This is a genomic window from Pseudomonas sp. FH1 (assembly GCF_000510895.2).
Lineage (GTDB): Bacteria > Pseudomonadota > Gammaproteobacteria > Pseudomonadales > Pseudomonadaceae > Aquipseudomonas > Aquipseudomonas azotoformans_A.
In genome coordinates, this window is sequence record NZ_AOHM01000123.1 from 73,188 (window position 1) to 89,211 (window position 16,024).

At 58.6% G+C, this 16,024-nt stretch carries 19 protein-coding genes; 5 read left to right on the forward strand and 14 right to left on the reverse strand.

The genetic code is table 11. The features are described from left to right. Positions 1-4: 4 nt before the first annotated feature. Genes H096_RS26425 through H096_RS26440 form a run of 4 tightly spaced genes read right to left on the reverse strand, consistent with a single transcriptional unit; the run spans position 5 to position 5,026 of the window. Positions 5-1,648, reverse strand: a complete 1,644-nt coding sequence (locus H096_RS26425; protein ID WP_033902297.1) for an ABC transporter ATP-binding protein — start codon at positions 1,646-1,648, stop codon at positions 5-7. After that, positions 1,645-2,523 (reverse strand): ABC transporter permease, encoded by an 879-nt coding sequence (locus H096_RS26430; protein WP_082461867.1) that lies wholly within the window; start codon positions 2,521-2,523, stop codon positions 1,645-1,647. The genes H096_RS26425 and H096_RS26430 overlap by 4 nt, the downstream gene beginning before the upstream one ends. Beyond that, positions 2,520-3,461, reverse strand: coding sequence for an ABC transporter permease (locus H096_RS26435; RefSeq protein WP_033902298.1), 942 nt, complete (start codon positions 3,459-3,461; stop codon positions 2,520-2,522). Before H096_RS26435 ends, H096_RS26430 begins: the two co-directional genes overlap by 4 nt. 2 nt (positions 3,462-3,463) lie before the next feature. Next, entirely contained in the window at positions 3,464-5,026 is a 1,563-nt protein-coding gene (locus H096_RS26440; RefSeq protein WP_033902299.1) for an ABC transporter substrate-binding protein, read from the reverse strand. A 379-nt stretch (positions 5,027-5,405) separates the two neighbouring features. Here H096_RS26440 and H096_RS26445 point away from each other — a divergent pair, with 379 nt between their 5' ends. Together H096_RS26445 and H096_RS26450 are read left to right on the forward strand one after the other, a co-directional pair. Next, a complete protein-coding gene (locus H096_RS26445) occupies positions 5,406-6,320 on the forward strand; it encodes a LysR substrate-binding domain-containing protein (RefSeq protein ID WP_033902300.1) in 915 nt (304 codons plus the stop codon). 24 nt (positions 6,321-6,344) lie between these two features. Then, the gene (locus H096_RS26450) at positions 6,345-7,781 is read left to right on the forward strand and encodes a serine hydrolase domain-containing protein (RefSeq protein WP_033902301.1); all 1,437 of its coding nucleotides are present in this window, start codon (positions 6,345-6,347) and stop codon (positions 7,779-7,781) included. 355 nt (positions 7,782-8,136) lie between these two features. Here H096_RS26450 and H096_RS26455 read toward each other — a convergent pair whose 3' ends face one another. The 3 genes from H096_RS26455 to H096_RS26465 are packed head-to-tail and all read right to left on the reverse strand — an operon-like array spanning position 8,137 to position 9,915. After that, on the reverse strand, positions 8,137-8,934 hold the full coding sequence (locus H096_RS26455; protein ID WP_162240131.1) for a putative phage abortive infection protein: 798 nt from the start codon (positions 8,932-8,934) through the stop codon (positions 8,137-8,139). Between the two features lie 50 nt (positions 8,935-8,984). After that, entirely contained in the window at positions 8,985-9,590 is a 606-nt protein-coding gene (locus H096_RS26460) for a hypothetical protein (RefSeq protein ID WP_162240132.1), read from the reverse strand. Next, on the reverse strand, positions 9,565-9,915 hold the full coding sequence (locus H096_RS26465; RefSeq protein WP_156717531.1) for a hypothetical protein: 351 nt from the start codon (positions 9,913-9,915) through the stop codon (positions 9,565-9,567). The genes H096_RS26460 and H096_RS26465 overlap by 26 nt, the downstream gene beginning before the upstream one ends. Positions 9,916-10,410: 495 nt before the next feature. Here H096_RS26465 and H096_RS34635 point away from each other — a divergent pair, with 495 nt between their 5' ends. After that, positions 10,411-10,752 carry a DUF3077 domain-containing protein gene (locus H096_RS34635; RefSeq protein WP_033902305.1) on the forward strand — a complete coding sequence of 114 codons (342 nt, stop codon included), beginning with the start codon at positions 10,411-10,413 and terminating at the stop codon, positions 10,750-10,752. Between the two features lie 650 nt (positions 10,753-11,402). On the opposite strand, the gene H096_RS26475 is transcribed toward H096_RS34635, so the two are convergent. From H096_RS26475 to H096_RS26490, 4 genes are read right to left on the reverse strand one after another with little or no spacing between them, the layout of a single operon-like run. Then, the gene (locus tag H096_RS26475; protein ID WP_033902306.1) at positions 11,403-11,870 is read right to left on the reverse strand and encodes a periplasmic heavy metal sensor; all 468 of its coding nucleotides are present in this window, start codon (positions 11,868-11,870) and stop codon (positions 11,403-11,405) included. After that, entirely contained in the window at positions 11,867-12,298 is a 432-nt protein-coding gene (locus H096_RS26480) for a hypothetical protein (RefSeq protein ID WP_033902307.1), read from the reverse strand. The genes H096_RS26475 and H096_RS26480 overlap by 4 nt, the downstream gene beginning before the upstream one ends. After that, positions 12,295-12,873, reverse strand: coding sequence for an RNA polymerase sigma factor (locus H096_RS26485; RefSeq protein ID WP_033902308.1), 579 nt, complete (start codon positions 12,871-12,873; stop codon positions 12,295-12,297). The genes H096_RS26480 and H096_RS26485 overlap by 4 nt, the downstream gene beginning before the upstream one ends. 15 nt (positions 12,874-12,888) lie before the next feature. Continuing rightward, the gene (locus H096_RS26490; protein ID WP_028616441.1) at positions 12,889-13,200 is read right to left on the reverse strand and encodes a YXWGXW repeat-containing protein; all 312 of its coding nucleotides are present in this window, start codon (positions 13,198-13,200) and stop codon (positions 12,889-12,891) included. Between the two features lie 129 nt (positions 13,201-13,329). On the opposite strand from H096_RS26490, the gene H096_RS34060 reads away from it, so the two are divergent. Further along, positions 13,330-13,554: a hypothetical protein gene (locus tag H096_RS34060; RefSeq protein WP_156717532.1), complete on the forward strand. Its 225-nt coding sequence runs from the start codon at positions 13,330-13,332 to the stop codon at positions 13,552-13,554. Here the strand turns inward: H096_RS34060 and H096_RS26495 are convergent. Then, on the reverse strand, positions 13,551-13,799 hold the full coding sequence (locus H096_RS26495) for a DUF1652 domain-containing protein (protein ID WP_033902309.1): 249 nt from the start codon (positions 13,797-13,799) through the stop codon (positions 13,551-13,553). The genes H096_RS34060 and H096_RS26495 overlap by 4 nt on opposite strands. 247 nt (positions 13,800-14,046) lie before the next feature. Here H096_RS26495 and H096_RS26500 point away from each other — a divergent pair, with 247 nt between their 5' ends. Next, complete coding sequence (locus tag H096_RS26500; protein ID WP_033902310.1) at positions 14,047-14,991, forward strand: diguanylate cyclase; 945 nt, start codon at positions 14,047-14,049, stop codon at positions 14,989-14,991. Positions 14,992-15,257: 266 nt separating this feature from the next. On the opposite strand, the gene H096_RS26505 is transcribed toward H096_RS26500, so the two are convergent. Together H096_RS26505 and H096_RS26510 are read right to left on the reverse strand one after the other, a co-directional pair. Then, on the reverse strand, positions 15,258-15,515 hold the full coding sequence (locus H096_RS26505; protein WP_033902311.1) for a hypothetical protein: 258 nt from the start codon (positions 15,513-15,515) through the stop codon (positions 15,258-15,260). A 4-nt stretch (positions 15,516-15,519) separates the two neighbouring features. After that, positions 15,520-15,966: a GNAT family N-acetyltransferase gene (locus tag H096_RS26510; RefSeq protein ID WP_033902312.1), complete on the reverse strand. Its 447-nt coding sequence runs from the start codon at positions 15,964-15,966 to the stop codon at positions 15,520-15,522. Positions 15,967-16,024: the final 58 nt, after the last annotated feature.

Genomic DNA, 16,024 nt, shown 5'->3' on the forward strand with positions numbered 1-16,024 from the left:
TGGGTTACAGCGCTAGCGGTACGGGGCCCTGGCGGATGCGGTAGCCACCGTTTTCAAGCTTCTCCAAGGGGCTGGCAGCGGCCAGCAACTTGCGGGTGTAAGGGTGTTGCGGGCGGTCGAAAATTTCATCGCGGGCGCCCATTTCCACCACCCTGCCCTCGCTCATCACCGCCACCCGGTGAGCGATGCGCTCCACCGCCGCCAGGTCGTGGGAGATGAACAGGCAGGCAAAGCCGTATTGCGCCTGCAGGCGTTCGAACAGCTCCAGAATCTGCTTCTGGATGGTCATGTCCAACGCCGAAATCGGCTCGTCGGCAATCACCAATCGAGGATGACGCACCAGTGCGCGGCCAATCGCGACACGCTGGCGCTGGCCACCGGAGAGCTGGTGCGGGAAGCGGTCGACAAACTGCTCGGCCAAACCGATGTCCAGCAAGGTCTTGGTGACCCGTTCACGCTTCTGCTCGGCACTCATGTCGGGCACATGGCGCAACGGTTCGGCGAGGATGTCACCGATTTTCATGCGCGGATCGAGGGACGAGTACGGGTCCTGGAAAATCATCTGGCATTGCAGGCGATGTTCGCGGTTGCCGGACTTGAGAATGTCCACTCCTTCAAACTCGATAGCACCGGCACAGGCTTTGTTCAGGCCGACAATGGCGCGTCCAAGGGTGGTCTTGCCCGAACCGCTGCCGCCCACCAGCGCCAGGGTCTCCCCCGGTGCAATGGTGAGGTTGGCCGAATGCACCACGCGTTTGAACGCGGTGCGGCCCCACAGGCTGCGCGGGCCAGGATGCTCGATGCACACGTCCTTGACCGTCAGCAGCGGGCCGTCGGCCTGGGGCAAGTCCGCCAGTACCCCGCGACGCGGCAATGCTTCCAGCAACTGCCGGGTGTAGTCGGCCTTGGGCGCCAGCAGGATCTGTTCGATGGTGCCCTGCTCCACTGCGCGGCCTTCACGCATCACCACCACCTTATGGGCGTAGCGCGCCACCAGGGACAGGTCATGGCTGATGAACAGAATCGCCGTACCCTGCTCGCGAGTGAGGTCGAGCATCAGCTTCAACACGTCCAATTGCGCCAGGCAATCCAGCGCGGTGGTGGGTTCGTCAGCAATCAGCAGCGCCGGGCGCAGCAGCATCACCGAGGCAAGCATGATGCGCTGGCGCATGCCACCGGAGAACTCGTGGGGGAACGCGCTCAGGCAGCGTTCGGCGTCGTTGATGCCGATATGGCCGAGCATCTCCACGCTGCGTTCGCGGATCTGCGCTTCCGTCAGTTTGGTGTGCAGGCGCAGGCCCTCGGCCATTTGCTCGCCGATGCTCATGGACGGATTCAGCGACACCATGGGTTCCTGGAACACCATGCCGATCTTGGCCCCGCGCAGCTCGCGCAGTTGCTCGGGCTTGAGGCTGTTGAGGTCATGGCCCTGGAAGCGCACCTGGCCGCCGCAGTGTTCCAGCGGTGGCGGCAACAGGCCTATGGCGGCGCGGGCGGCCATGGTCTTGCCGCTGCCGGACTCGCCCACCAAGGCGACGATTTCGCCGGGAGCGATGGTGAAGCTCAGGTCATTGACCGCCAGCGGGCCGTGGGCGCCGATGCGGATTTTCAGGTGATCGACTGCCAGTAATACGTCAGTCATGCTCATTTACTCATCCGTGGATCAAGGCGGTCACGCAAGGCGTCGCCGCACAGATTGAACGCCAGCAACGCCATGGCGATGCACACACCGGGAAACAACCCCAGCCAACTGGCCGTGGCGATGTACGGCCGACTGGCCGCGAGCATGTTGCCCCAGGTCGCCGCCGGTGGCGGTACGCCCAGGCCGAGGAAACTCAACGAACTCTCGGCAAGGATCGCCCAGCCGAACATGCTGGTGGCCAGCACGCACACCGGCGCGACGCAGTTCGGCGCGATGTGACGCAGCATGGTGTACAGCTCCGAGTTACCAATCACCCGAGAGGCTTCGACGAACTCCTTCTCCCGCAGCGACAGCACGGTGCCGCGCACCACCCGCACCACCGACGGCGTATAGGCCAGGCTCAGGGCAAAGACGATGCCATACAGGCTCGGGCCGATGATCGCCATCAGGCCCAGGGCCAACAGGATGCCGGGGAACGCCAGCAACGCGTCATTGACCATCATCAGGCCACGGTCGACCCAGCCGCGCAGGAAACCGGCGAGCAAGCCGAGAAAGGTTCCGGCGATGATCGCCATGCTCACCGTCAGCACACTCACCCACAGGCTGGTGTGCGCGCCGATCATCAGGCGGCTCAACACATCGCGGCCGTATTCATCAGTGCCCAGCCAGTGCGCGGCGGTCGGCGCCTGCAAACGTGCCAGCAGGTTCAGCGCCAGCGGGTCATGGGGCGTCCACACCAGGCCGAGCGCGGCCATGATCAACAGCAAGCTCAACAGGAACGCACCGATCAGCGCGTTCAACGGCGGCACGCGCCAGGCCCTGGGGGCACGCACCGGTGCGGGCAATAGCACCTCGGGTGCAACAGGCAGTGGCTTATTCATAACTTAACCCTGGGGTCGAAGAGCGGGTACAGCAGGTCCACCAACAGGTTGACCAGCACATAGACAAAGGTCACCAGCAGCAGGCAGCCTTGCAGCACCGGGTAGTCCCGGGCGTAGATGGCGTCGACCATCAGGCGGCCGATACCCGGCAGGGTGAACACGGTTTCCAGCACAGCGATGCCGCTGAGCAGGTTGCCAAGGATCAGGCCGATCAGGGTCAAGGTCGGTGCAAACGAGTTGCGCAACGCATGGCGCCACAACACCGCCCGCTCCGACAGGCCCTTGGCGCGGGCATGGGTGATGTACTCCAGGCGCAGCACTTCGATGGCACTGGCCCGTGCCATCCGCGTGATCGCACCCAGTTCAACCAAGGTCAGGGTGACAATCGGCAGCACGATAAAACTCAAGGCCTGCCACGGCGATTGGCCGAACGACACATAACCCACCACCGGCAACCAGCCGAGCTTGATGCCGAAGGCATACAGCAACAGCAAGCCAAGCCAGAAACTGGGGATCGACAGCAACAGCGTCGCCGTCGACACCACGCCGAAGTCCAGCGCACTGTCCTGCTTCCACGCCGACAGCAAGCCCGCCGGCACCGCAATCAAGGCCGCCAACAACACCGACACCAAGACAATCCCGGCACTCATCTGGAACCGATCCAGGATCAGCGGCAACACCGCCTCATTGGTGGTGATCGAATGCCCAAGGTCACCGCTGAGCACCGCCTTGAGCCAGATCACAAACTGCACCGGCAGCGGCTGGTCCAGCCCCAGCGACGCACGCGCCACCTCCAGGCTGTGGGCGTCGGCCATGTCGCCAAGCATCAGCAGGGCCGGGTCACCGGGCACCAGGCGGATGATCGCGAACACCATCAGCGAGATCAGCAGCAAGGTCGGCACCGACATCGCCAGGCGTTGGGAGATAAAACGGAACATCCTCAATTACTCCCGGCGGCGGGGACGCTGACGGTCCACAAGCGCGGCTTGGACACCGGCCAGGTGCGCAGGCCCTTGACGTAGTCACGGCTGGCGGCAATCGCGTTGCCGTTGTACATCGGGATCATCGGCACGTCCTTGATCATCTGCTGGTGCAGTTGATCGAACAGCGCCTGGCGCTTGCTGATGTCACCTTCGCGCTGGGCTTCACGCAGCCACTCGCGGGCCTGGGGGTTGTCCCAGACCTTGCGTGATTCCTTGTCCTTGTCGCCGGTCATCGAGTCGAAACTCAAGGCCGGGTCGAGGCGCTCGGAATACGGGAACGCCATCATCTGGTAGTTGCCGCTCTGGTAGCGCTCCAACTGCGTGCCCCACTCCAGGGTTTCCAGCTCCAGGTTGATGCCGCTGGCCTTGGCCATGGCCTGCACGAACACGCCCATGTCGAAGATCGCCGCGTAGCGTTTGTTGACGATCAGCTTGATCGGCTCGCCCTTGTAGCCAGCTTCGCGCAGCAGTTGCGCAGTCTTGGCCGGGTCGAAGGTGAAGCCCTGGTCTTCGACGGCACTGTGGTAATGGCTGCCGCTGGCGACCATCGAGTTGTTGGCCTTGGAGCGACCGCCGGTGAGCGCCTCGACGATTTGCGCCGAATCCAGGGCATGGGCGATGGCCTGGCGCAAACGCACATCTTTAAGCAGCGGGTCGCGGGTCTGGAACAGCAAGGCATTGACCGACATGGTGCCGCTGGAGGTCACGCGCACGCCGGAATGGGCGGCCAGCTCTGTGGCGTCCAGCGGGGTGACATCAATCAGTAGGTCGACGTTTTTCGACAACAGCGCGGCTTTGGCGGCGGCCGGGTCCGGGATTACCAGCAGGCGCACGCGGTCCAGGCGGGTGGATTTGTTGCCGGTGTAGCCATCGGGCTCTGTTTCGTCGCGCGGGGTGTAGTTGGGGTTGCGCAGCAGCTCGACGTATTGGCCGGGCTTCCACTCACCCAGCTGGAATGGGCCGGTGCCGACTGGGGCTCTCCAGCTGCCGTCGGCGTTAAGCGAATCGGCAGACAGGATGCCGCTACCGCCACATTCAGGCAGTGCAGTGCTGGTCAGGAACAAGCCGTTGGGCTTGTCGAGGGTGAACACCACGGTGAGGGGATCCGGGGCGCTCATGTCGACGATCTTGGCGCCGCCATGCCCATCGAATTCTGGGGCGCAGCGCCATTGGGTCTTGGGATCGAGGAAGCGCTTCCAGGTCCACAGCACGTCAGCAGACGTCAACGCCTTGCCATTCTGGAACTTCACCCCGTCGCGCAGGTGAAAGGTGTAGCGCAAGCCGTCGTCGGACACCTGCACGTCCTTAGCCAGCAGCGGGCCAACGGTGGCATCTTCGCGGAAGGCTACCAGCCCCTCGGTGATGTGCATGATCACGGCGTCGGAGTTGGTGTCGCGGTTCACACCCGGGTCGGTGCTGCGGATGTCAGCGTTGAGCGCGACCTTCAATACACTTTCAGCGTGGGCAGTGCCCACCAGCGCCGCAGACAAGGCGCCTGCCAGGATAAGAGTCTTGTTCATGGATAACTGCACCTTAAATGTTCCTTACGCATGGGGTTCGGACGCTGGCAGGACCCAAAAAGAGGCACGGCCGAACACCTGGAGAGTTGTTGTTGTTTTAGTCGCCTTCACGGTTGGCGAATGTTCCTGGACCGATCTTATTCTTCACGCAGCAAGCTTGAGAAGAACGCTCCAAGTGATCAGGCTCGGCTTTTCCGATCACCTGCCCAGCCTGTCCTGACTTGCCTCCAGCCTACCGAAAAATCAGGGCCTGGAGCCGTTTGCATGCGTTCAAAAATAATGAACCTGATCGGACAAACCGATCTGTGCGCACCTGTAGCCATCAGATAAGCTGGCGGGCATTCAATGGTTTAAATGCTGAAACCTGAGGCAGTCCTTCATGACTCTCACCCATCTTCGTGCGTTCTGTGCCGTGGTCGAAAAAGGCAGCTTTCGCTCTGCCGCACGCCAATTGGACGTGGCGCAAAGCACCCTGACCCAGTCAATCCAGACCCTGGAAAAAGAACTCGGTGTGGTGCTGCTGCAACGCTCGAACCAAGGCATCAACCTGACCTCGGCCGGTGAAGTGTTCCTGGTACGCGCCCGCTCCATCACCCTCGACTGCGAACGCGCCCTGCTCGACCTGCAACCGTGGAAAGGCGAGCCCGAAGGCCATATCGACCTGGGCGTGACCTCCGAACCGCTGGCCGAACTGCTGGTGCCGGTGCTGAGCAATTTCACCCAGCGCTTCCAGCGCATCCAAGTGCATGTGGCCAGCGGCACCACCAAGGGCCTGGTGGAAAAAGTCCGCGATGGACGCCTGGATTTCGTGCTGTGCCCGTTGGCGCCGAACGTCACCGATATCGACCTGTCCATCGACCGTCTCTACAGCTCCAGCGCGGGCATCATTGCGCGTAAAGGCCACCCGTTGGCCCAGGCCAAGTCGGTGCAGGAGCTGGTGGACTGCCAATGGATCAGCGTGCGCTCCACCGGCGTAATCGGCGGCGCGGAAAACCGCCTGGTCCAGCTGTTCCGCACCCAGGGCCTGGCGCCGCCGAAGATCGCCATCACCACCGACTCGCTGCTGGAAACCCTGCACATCGTCTCGGAAACCGACTACCTGACCATCGAGCCGCGCATGCTGCCGGGGATGAAGCTGTTCTCCAGCGCACTGACTACCATCGCCATCGAAGAACCCCTCGCGCCCCGTGATGTGTGCCTGATCAGCCGCCGTTCCGCGCCTCTCACCGGGGTCAGCCAGGAACTCACCAGCATGCTGATTTCCTATTCCCGGCTGGTGCACCGCAGCCGTTGATCCACCCTTTTGCCGAGCGTTTCCATGCCCCTGACCTCCTACGATGGTTTACCCCGCGCCAGCGCCAGCAGTGTTGGCGTTGACCCCGACCGCCTGATCGCGTTTCTCGACGAGGTCAAGGCCGCCGGCCTCGACCTGCACGGCTTCATGTTGCACCGCCACGGCCACGTCGTTGCCGAAGGCTGGACCTGGCCGGTGGACCCCAACGAACCCCGCGTGCTGCACTCCATGGCCAAGAGCTTCACCGGTTGCGCCATCGGCCTGGCCATCGAAGAAGGCTTTCTCAAGCTGGATGATCGCCTGGTCACCTACTTCCCCGACGAAGTGCCCGCCGACGCCGCCCCACGCCTGGCCGACATGACCGTCGAACACCTGCTGACCATGCGCACCGGCCACGTCAGCAACACCTCCGGCTCCGTGTGGCGCGGCATCAGCACCAGCTGGATCGCTGAGTTCTTCAAGATCCCTTTGGCCTACGCGCCCGGCACCGAATATGTCTACACCAGCGCTGCCAGCTACATGCTTTCGGCGCTGATCAACCGCGTCACCGGGCAAACCTTGCACGACTACCTCAAGCCGCGCCTGTTCATCCCCCTGGATATTCACAACGAAACCTGGGACATCGGCCCCGACGGCGTGAACCCTGGCGGCAATGGCCTCACCGCCCCCGTGTCGGCGGCGCTGAAACTGGCAGTGCTGCACGCCCAGGACGGGCTCTGGAATGGGCAGCAAATACTGCCGGCCGCCTGGGTCCGCGCCGCCACCCAACCCCAAGGCGGGCCGGACAGCCGTTACGGCTACCACTGGATGATGAAGCCGCGCCCGGCGTTCAGTGCGTTGGGGGTGTTTGTGCAGATGGCAGCGGTGTACCGCGAGCACAACGCAACCTTGGTGCTGGTGGGCGGGATGAAAAATTCGGCGGAAATCGTGCCCTCTATCGAGCGGCATTTTCCGGCGGTATTGGGTGAGGATCGCAGCGTGAAGCCCGAGGCGGATGCAAGATTGGAGCAGCGGTTAGCGAGTATGGCTGAGCGGCCTTCGCTGATCTCGAACTGTACGGCGCCCGAGGACTCGAAGCGCGTGTTTGCCATGGCTGAGAACGGACTCGGCGTGCGTCAGTTATCGTTTGAGTTTGCCGGTGATGTGCTGACCTTCGAACTGACCGACAGCCAGACGACTCACCGCGTGCAGGTCGGCATCGACCATTGGCTCAACGGCCTCACCAGCATGCCTGGCCGTGCGTTGCACCATGGGTATGAATTCAACAACGCACAGATCGTGGCAGGTGCGCGTTGGTTGGATGAGACCACATTGGAAATGACCTGGATCTATCCGCAGACGGCGTTTCGGGATCGGGTGGTGTGTGAATTCAAGGAGGGTGGCGTGAGCTTCGCTCGTACGGTGAATGTGAACAGTGCGGGGCGGGAGCAGGAAGTGTTGGTGGGCAAGAAACAGCATTGAAGCTATTGGTTAGTTATGAATAGGTAAACCTTCGACCCAATCAAAACAACTAAGCCGCTCAATCACTCATCGCAAAATAATATCTCATAAAAATATCTCAAAAAAAACGTGAGGCATCCGACTGAAAAACCAAGCAGCAAACCATTTAAAAACGACAAAGAATAGCCACAGCTCACTCTTAGAAACCTAATTGTTAACACCCTCACAAAAAACCTACCACAAAGGCATAACAACTTAAAACTCACGATAAAAATTACAAGTGAAAATTCAAGAGCTAAAAAGCGTGAACTCCTCGCCCAGCCTTGATAAACCCTTCGACACACCAACAAAACCTATCAACTAAAAAACCTGAAAATCACAACCCCTTCAAGATTGCAAGAATCAACTTATTTGCTCCATAAGCACGCACGGGTAGACGATGTAACTCTTGATAACCGACTAACATATCAACATCCAAGTTATCAAATATCTCAAACTCACAAATATAAGCTTGAAACTTCTTACCTCTCTCATCCAAACAACCATAAAACAGAACCACAAGTTCGAAGTCAGACAGTAGCGATCTAGCAATATTACCAAGACGCTTTTTGTTTTTATATTCCGACTCCGATATAAACTTAAATACCGAATACAAACTTCTGAAATACAAACTCAAATCACCCTGAAACTTAAGCCACATTATCTCATATGCCTCATCCAACCGTCCCGAATACCCTGGAGGAACTCTTCGATATTCCGACTCAAAAACACGGTACCATTTCTTAAAACAGTCTCTCCCAGTTGCGAGAACAACTGCGTTGCGCTTTACATCAAAACCGTTGAGAACGCCTTGTTGAAGCGCAAGCATGTTGTAAAACTGAGACTCGATTTGCTGCTGCGCTCCTTGACTCCTAGCTTCATACAGGTCTCGCCGCTGAAGAAGCAGGGTAATCAAAACACCAGAGAACGCCAGCCCTGAGAACAACGCATTTAATGTACCGAAGCTATCTCCAAATTCGCCTTTCCGAATAAGCTCAGGAAGCTCGCGAATAGGAATTTCGGAAATTAGAAAATCGAAAAAGAGGAAATAAATACACAAAACGCCAGCAATAACTAAAAAGCTGAACATCCAGCTAAAAAATAATCGAGCAACCCCCGACAACAAGTCAATCACGATATCAACATCCATATTAAAAATTAAAGATCTCAAACACTATCTATCATTCAACTTATACTACTGACATTACCTTGCGCCTCATCACTGATAATACAGTCTCTCTCGGTTGATTGCGCCACTCCTAACGGAACAAAGGTACGCAATGTGTCCTTCACAAGGTTTGACGCTTGGCGATTTGCTTCGTCAACAGAAGCACGCGCTTGCTTTTCCGTCCCCGGTAATACATTACCTAACTCATCCACTAATGCATCTGGCTGCGGGAGCGGCTTCTGGTTTGACAAAGCAGTAAATACACTGGCAATACTCTGAAAAAACTCTCTATGCTGAGGAATCCTGGGGTCCGCGGAGATCTTGACGTGCTGATTTGTAACTATAACTTCGGTGGGCACAGCATTATACATCTCGGTACTTTTGTAGGAGACAAAAAAACAGATCAAGCCCACAACCAAAAAAATTACCGAAACCAAGAACGGTACCCACCAGAATACTTTTTCATGCCAAAGAAAGAAACATCCTAGCGAAGCGAAAACTATCGCAGCAATGGCATATACAAAAACCTGTATTTGACTCCTAAGAGGCGAGACCTTTATCTTTGCTTCGACACTGCCAGAAACATTGACCATCCGCCTAAACCCCAATTGAATAACTACCATCAGGATGCTTAATCGCTGAAAATTCCGGCTTCGTATTCCTCATATGATCATTTCGCATATGAAACAGCTGAACCAACTTAATCGACTGTTCCATCCAAACTACGATGGTGTCAGAATCAACAAAGCAACGTTCAATAATAAAGTAAGATGAGGAAACATTAAGAGTACATTTCTCAAACTTACACCCAACCATCCTCCAACCATCTAATGTCAAGTTCTTATTATTGAAATAGGCGTGTTTCATCTCCGGCATTTTCAACCCCTCTAGAGCGGACACTCCATGGGCGCTTAAACCTGCAAAAGGCTTAGTTAAATCAAACTCCATGATATCTCCCAACTGATCAAACTTAAAAATCAAAATATAAGTACATTGCATGCAATGATAGCGTTTTACCATCATCACGTGCTACGCGCCAAGTATTTCTCCGGTTCGACGTACTGAACGTGTCAAACATCTTTCACAGATCGATGGTAGAAATCAGTGAGTTCTCCTTTCCTAAGCGGTTAAATTTCTCTTTCCCTCGCAGGACGTTTCCGAGAAAATCGCGCGGGCTTGCGCCTCGCGAATCCGCTAGCTAGTCTTCGGCCGTCACTGCCAATTCAGTGACCGGGTTTAGCAGCCCGCCGATGACTAGGCGCAAAGCGCCACCTTTTGACGGGGCGCTTTTTTTCGCCACGACGCTTTATGGTGGCCGTGCGCAGGGCACCTTCGGGTGCGCCGGGTACTAGTCTCCGGTTCTGCTAACCTGCGCTCGGCCGCCACCCTTTGATCGTTTAGCAGCGATGGTGACGGCCTCTAACCGACTAGAGGTGCTTCACGATGGATAAAGTCATTCCCGATCCGCCGTTCACGTTTTCTGATTCTTCCAGCGCTCAGGCGCAGAAATACGCCGCGTACAAACGCGCATTGGACCACTATCTCTCCCCTGCCCCAGCGCCCGATACGGTAGAACCGATGCTGTTTACCGTTGACCCTGAAACCAGCTTTGAAAGTGCATTGGTCCACACCAGTAGCTTGCTGCGCTGTGCGTCAGCGACTGCGCAAGAGGCTGGTGAGCGGTTAGAGGGGACGGAACAGACACTGGTGATTTCAGTGCTGCATTTGGTGGATATGGCGCGAGCCATGGTGGATCGGGCGGTGGAGTGTATGCAGCCGCGTTGAATGGTTGTTGTGGTGGGCGGGCTTGTCGAATCGTCGCACCGGCAGGGCTGGCCTGCGAAGCGGCTCAGTAATTTCTCCGAGTTCCTTCAGGCAGAATAAGGTAGCCGTTTGGGGCTGCTGCGCAGCCCAGCGCGGGACAAGCCCGCTCACCACATGAAAGCATTAGAGCCCTTCCTAACCGTAGCACCGAGGCGTCTGCATCGCAGCGATGCGGCGACCCGGCAAGCCAGTTCCTACACCTACCTGCTTTTGATCCAACCACTCAGGTCGGCTACCAGGCCGCCGTGCTCTTGCTTTTGATCTCAGGCGCCCCGTCAAACACGCTGGCCGGAATTCGACAGGGATTTGGGGGGTAAACCGGCAGGGATACCGGTTTAGCCGCCCCGCGCCATGAATGGCGCGTGGCGGCGGCCCCCCAAATCACTGTCGGATTACGGGCACACCGAGCGTGAGCGAGGTGCCGAGTGTTGGGGCAAGAGCCCTTTGCTTACTTTGGGCTGGGCCGGCATTCCGGCTTTTCCAAAGTGAGCCGCCGTAAGGGCGGAACCCATACCCGCCATCACCCAAATAACGGATATGTACTCAACCAGCCCCTCCCCCCCGAGGCCAACCTGAAGGCCGCCACGGGAGCAAGCTCCCTCGCCACAAAATCAAGACCGAGGCTTAACCCCACCCGCCTGCCCCCGCAAATACAACGCCTCCACCAGCTTCTGTCGCTCCTCCCGAGGCAACGTACCGGCAAACTGCGCCAAGGTCGAATCCACCAACGCCCGCAGCGCCATATCCGCCTCCCGCGCCTTGGCCAACTCCGCCACCAACACATCCCGATCCAAGGTCGGCGCCTCCAACTGCTTGATCACCCCCAACCGCGCCTCCCGCCCCGCCATCACCAGCGGCTGGCTGTCGGCACGGTTATGGCGCAACAACTGACGCAACTCCCGCCGCCGCTCCGGCGGCAACTTGACCATCGCCTGGCGCAACCCATGCTGATTGACCACCGCCTCCACAGGCTTTGCACTCGCCATCCAGTGATACACCCCCCCACCTACCCCGCCAATCAAAAACACATTGAGCAACACCGAGACCAGCAACCACGGTTTAAGAGATTGGGCGCTCATTGCTCGGTTTCCTCAGCGTTGACGGTAAAGATGACTTGCGCATCGCCCTGGTCAAACACGCTGGGCAACACTTCGGCAGACACCATCGGCAGCGGCACGCTCATGGACGCCACCAGCATGCCGGTGACGACACCGGCAATGCCCACCCCCACCAGCCCCGCCGGTGACAGCCAGCCGGCATAACGCGACCAGAACGACCTACGGCGCGGCGCCGACTCACGGATCTGTCGGGTCAGCGCCGGGTCGGTAAATGCCAGTTGATGACTGTCCAGCTGGGCGTCGAGCCAACCGGCCTGATCCAACGCTTCACGGGCACTGGGATTGCCGCTATCGAGCAGCGCCTTAGCCGCCCCGCGCTCAGCCAGCGGCCAACGATGCAGGTCGGCGCCATAGGCGTCAGCCAGATAAGCAAATCGTTCGGGTGTCATGATGTTCCCCTTCCTGGGCGGGCGAGCCCGGGTGTATCGGCAAGTTGGCGGCGCAACTGGCGTCGGGCCCGCGACAGCAGGCTCTCCAGTGCCTCGACGCTGATATTCATCAGGGCCGCGGCGTCGATGTTCGACAGCTCCTGGTAGTACTGCAACACAATCGCCTCGCGCTGGCGCTCGGGCAAAGCGGCCAGTGCGGCGGCCATGCGCGCGCTGCGCTCGGTGCTTTCCAATTGTTCATCCAGAGGCGGTGCGCTGTCTGCCAGCTCCAGCGCCGCCTCCTCGTTCAAAGGCCGCTCCTTGCGCCGACGCAAGCGGTCATGGCACAGGTTGAGTGCCACGCGGTGCAGCCACGTGTCGAAACGCGCCTCGCCACTGCGCCAGGTGGATGCCTGGCGCCAGATACGCAGGAAACTTTCCTGGGCCACGTCCTTGGCTTCGTCGGCATCCCCCAGGATCCGGCTGGCGAGTGCCAGCAGACGCGGCAGTTTGCGCGTCACCATTTCGTTGACGGCCGCAGGTTCGTTGTTGCCGATACGTGCCAGCAGTTCAACGTCCGGATCAGTGTCGTTCAATCGGGCAATTCTCGGTCAGCGGATCCAATGCCCTTCGCGCCAGTACCAATTTGGACCGTGCGCTTCCCAATGGCCGGGCTCCCAACGTGCATTGCGCATCACCGGCTGCCAATGACCCGGCACCCAGCCATAACCGCGCCCTTCCCAGCGCCAGTGGCCTCGGTCCCAGGCGTAACCGGGCCGCTCCACGGGGACCATTTCCACGCGCTCCGGTGGCGGCGCCTGGCGGATGATGATTTCGGTCTGGGCAAACACCGGGGTGCTGACAAACGCGGCAAGGGCCAGCGGAGCAAGCAAGGCAAAGCGCAATGTGGCCAGGGGTCTCATGGCAACTCCTTCAAGCGACGGGCGAAAGTGCCGGTTGCTGATGGGTTGAACGGGGCGTGTCGAAAAATCCGTCGCAGGACGCGCAGATTATTGTCGCAGGCAGTATTGCCCAGGGGAGGAAGGCACTTGATGAAAGGTTTGAAAGCTTCGCGACGGATTTACGCCGGTGGCAACGTTGAAGGATTAACGCTGATCAACCCAAGAGGAAACACCATGTCCCGCCGACTTTACCTGCTGGTTGCCGCACTGCTGATCGCCAGCCTCAGCGGCTGCGTGATCGTGCCGGAACACCGCCACTGCTGCTGGCGCTATTACGGCGCGCTCGATACGCCGACCCGCAGCGTCAACAGCTAGCCGACTGCCGCAAACCCCCGGCGCCCGGCCTTGATTTCGGTGCGCAACTCGCCAATCAGGTTTGAGATGGAACGGATGCTGTCCAAACCTTCGGGGGACACACCGGTCAGCAGCAGGTCGACCCGGCCGGACACGGGCTCGAAGATGTTGATGCGTAGCGAGCCGTCACTGTTCAAGGTGCAATCGCACGCCAGCGGCAGGAAACCCGAGGCCATGATGCGGTTGAATTCAACGATTGAAATCATGACAAGTTCCCATCCCTGGGCCTCACGAGGTGTTGTGATGGAGACAGAGTAGATGAGGTTCTACAGGGCATGGAAGCATTAATGCAAAAGTGTTAGCCATGCCTCATTTCGCCCCGGAAACGCCGAATCACTGACGCCAGAAAACCCGCATTTCGACCTCTCGTCTGCTGCTCCGGCGAGGGCTTGACTCGAAGCGTCGATCACAAGACGCTCTTGGCTTTTCGCCATCATCTTGAGCCAAACCACCATGAGCATCGACCCTCCGAGCCAGCCCGACAGCGATGTGTACAAGACCTTGCTGGAGTCGACCAAGGCCATCCCTTGGCGCATCGATTGGCAGAGCATGACCTTCAGTTACATCGGCCCGCAGATCGAGACCTTGCTGGGTTGGACTCCGCAGAGTTGGGTGAGCGTGGACGACTGGGTCGAGCGCATGCACCCGGATGATCGGGAATACGTGGTGAATTTCTGCGTGTCGCAATCGCGCGCCGGAGTTGACCACGAAGCGGACTACCGCGCGCTGACGGTGAACGGCGACTACGTGTGGATTCGCGACGTGGTGCATGTGGTGCGCAAGGACGGCGAGGTCGAAGCACTGATCGGGTTCATGTTCGATATCAGCGAACGCAAGAAGACCGAAGAGCACCTGGTGCGCCTGCAAAAACAACTCGAGGAATATTCCTACCAGGATGGCCTGACCGGCATCGCCAACCGGCGCATGTTTGACACTGTGCTGGAGCGCGAATGGGCCAGCGCCCAGCGCAGCCAGTTACCGCTGTCGTTGATCATTCTGGATATCGATTTTTTCAAGCAGTACAACGACCACTACGGCCATATCAAGGGCGATGAATGCCTGCGTCAGGTGGCGAACACCCTGTCCCAGGCGGCCAACCGTCCGAGGGATTTCATTGCGCGTATTGGCGGCGAAGAGTTTGTGTGGTTGTTGCCGGAAACCGATGCGGCGTCCGCCCGGCAAGTGGCGCAGCGCTGCCTGCACCTGATCCGCCAGCAGCAGATCGAGCATGGTTTTTCGGCGGTGTCGAACCTGCTGACCCTGAGCCTGGGCGTCGGTACGCGCATCGTGAAACCCGACAGCCCGATGCTGGGGTTTGTCGAGGAGGTCGACAAGTTGTTGTATCAAGCCAAACGCAATGGGCGGATGCGCGCGGAGTTCGCTGACGGTGAAGTGTGACGCGAAGGTCAAATCGCAGGCAAAAAAAATCCCAAGTAGCTGATGGAAACTTGGGATTTAAAAATGCATAAACCGTGGGAGGTGAACGCCCGGCTATAGTAACGACTGTAAAAACCTGTAACAAGATTATTTTAATCCTTTCGTCGGATTAAAAGTGCTGTAAGTCATTCAATAACCACACATTTTTTAAGGTAGCGCGGTCTATGAGTGCCACTTTTTGGTGCAACTACCGAGATTATTTCCACTTATAAAAAAGGGTTATTGGATTAACGCGGCGTCACACTTTTGGATATACGCTCATTCAATTGTTTGCAGGCTTCCTGGGTTTCAAGGCTATTGGGCAGTACCGAGCGCCCTACACTTTCCACCTGCCTGCACAGTGCCAGGCGTTGGTTGGCGGCTTCCCGCTCGCGGTCAACCTCGGCGTTGAGCCGCACAAAATAGAACCCCAGCAGTACTGCAGCGCAGAGCACGACGAGCACGAAGTAGCGAAAGCTGTTGGACGGCGGCTCGGGTGGGTTCATGACGTTACTGCGCCCTGCTCTTCTCGTAACGCACATCATCGCCGTCTACTGGACCGACCACGCTCCACCCCAGCCGCTGATAAAACCCGTTGGCACGGATTCCGTCGCGGCCGTCGGTGATCAGGAACAACCGATCATGGTGTTCAAACAGCGCAGCCTCGGCCACCGCCATCAGTTGACGGCCCAGGCCCAGGTTCTCGAAAGTCGGCCGCACGAACATCGCGAACACCTCGCCTTCGGCCAGGTCGACCATGGCAAAGGCGGCAGGCTGGTCATTCACCTCGGCGATCCAAACGCAGGGCGCTGCGCGAATACTGTCGGCCAGCACCTGGGGCGTAATGCCCAGGTCGGCCATCTGCTCGACACTCAAATGGTTTTGCACCACCGAGGTGCGAATGACGAAGAGCGTATCGACATCGTCCTGCGTCGCCACGCGGATTAGCGTTTGCATACTGGCCTCCCTAGGGAAACTCTGAAAAAGACTTTCAGATTTGGTGAAATAGCCGCCT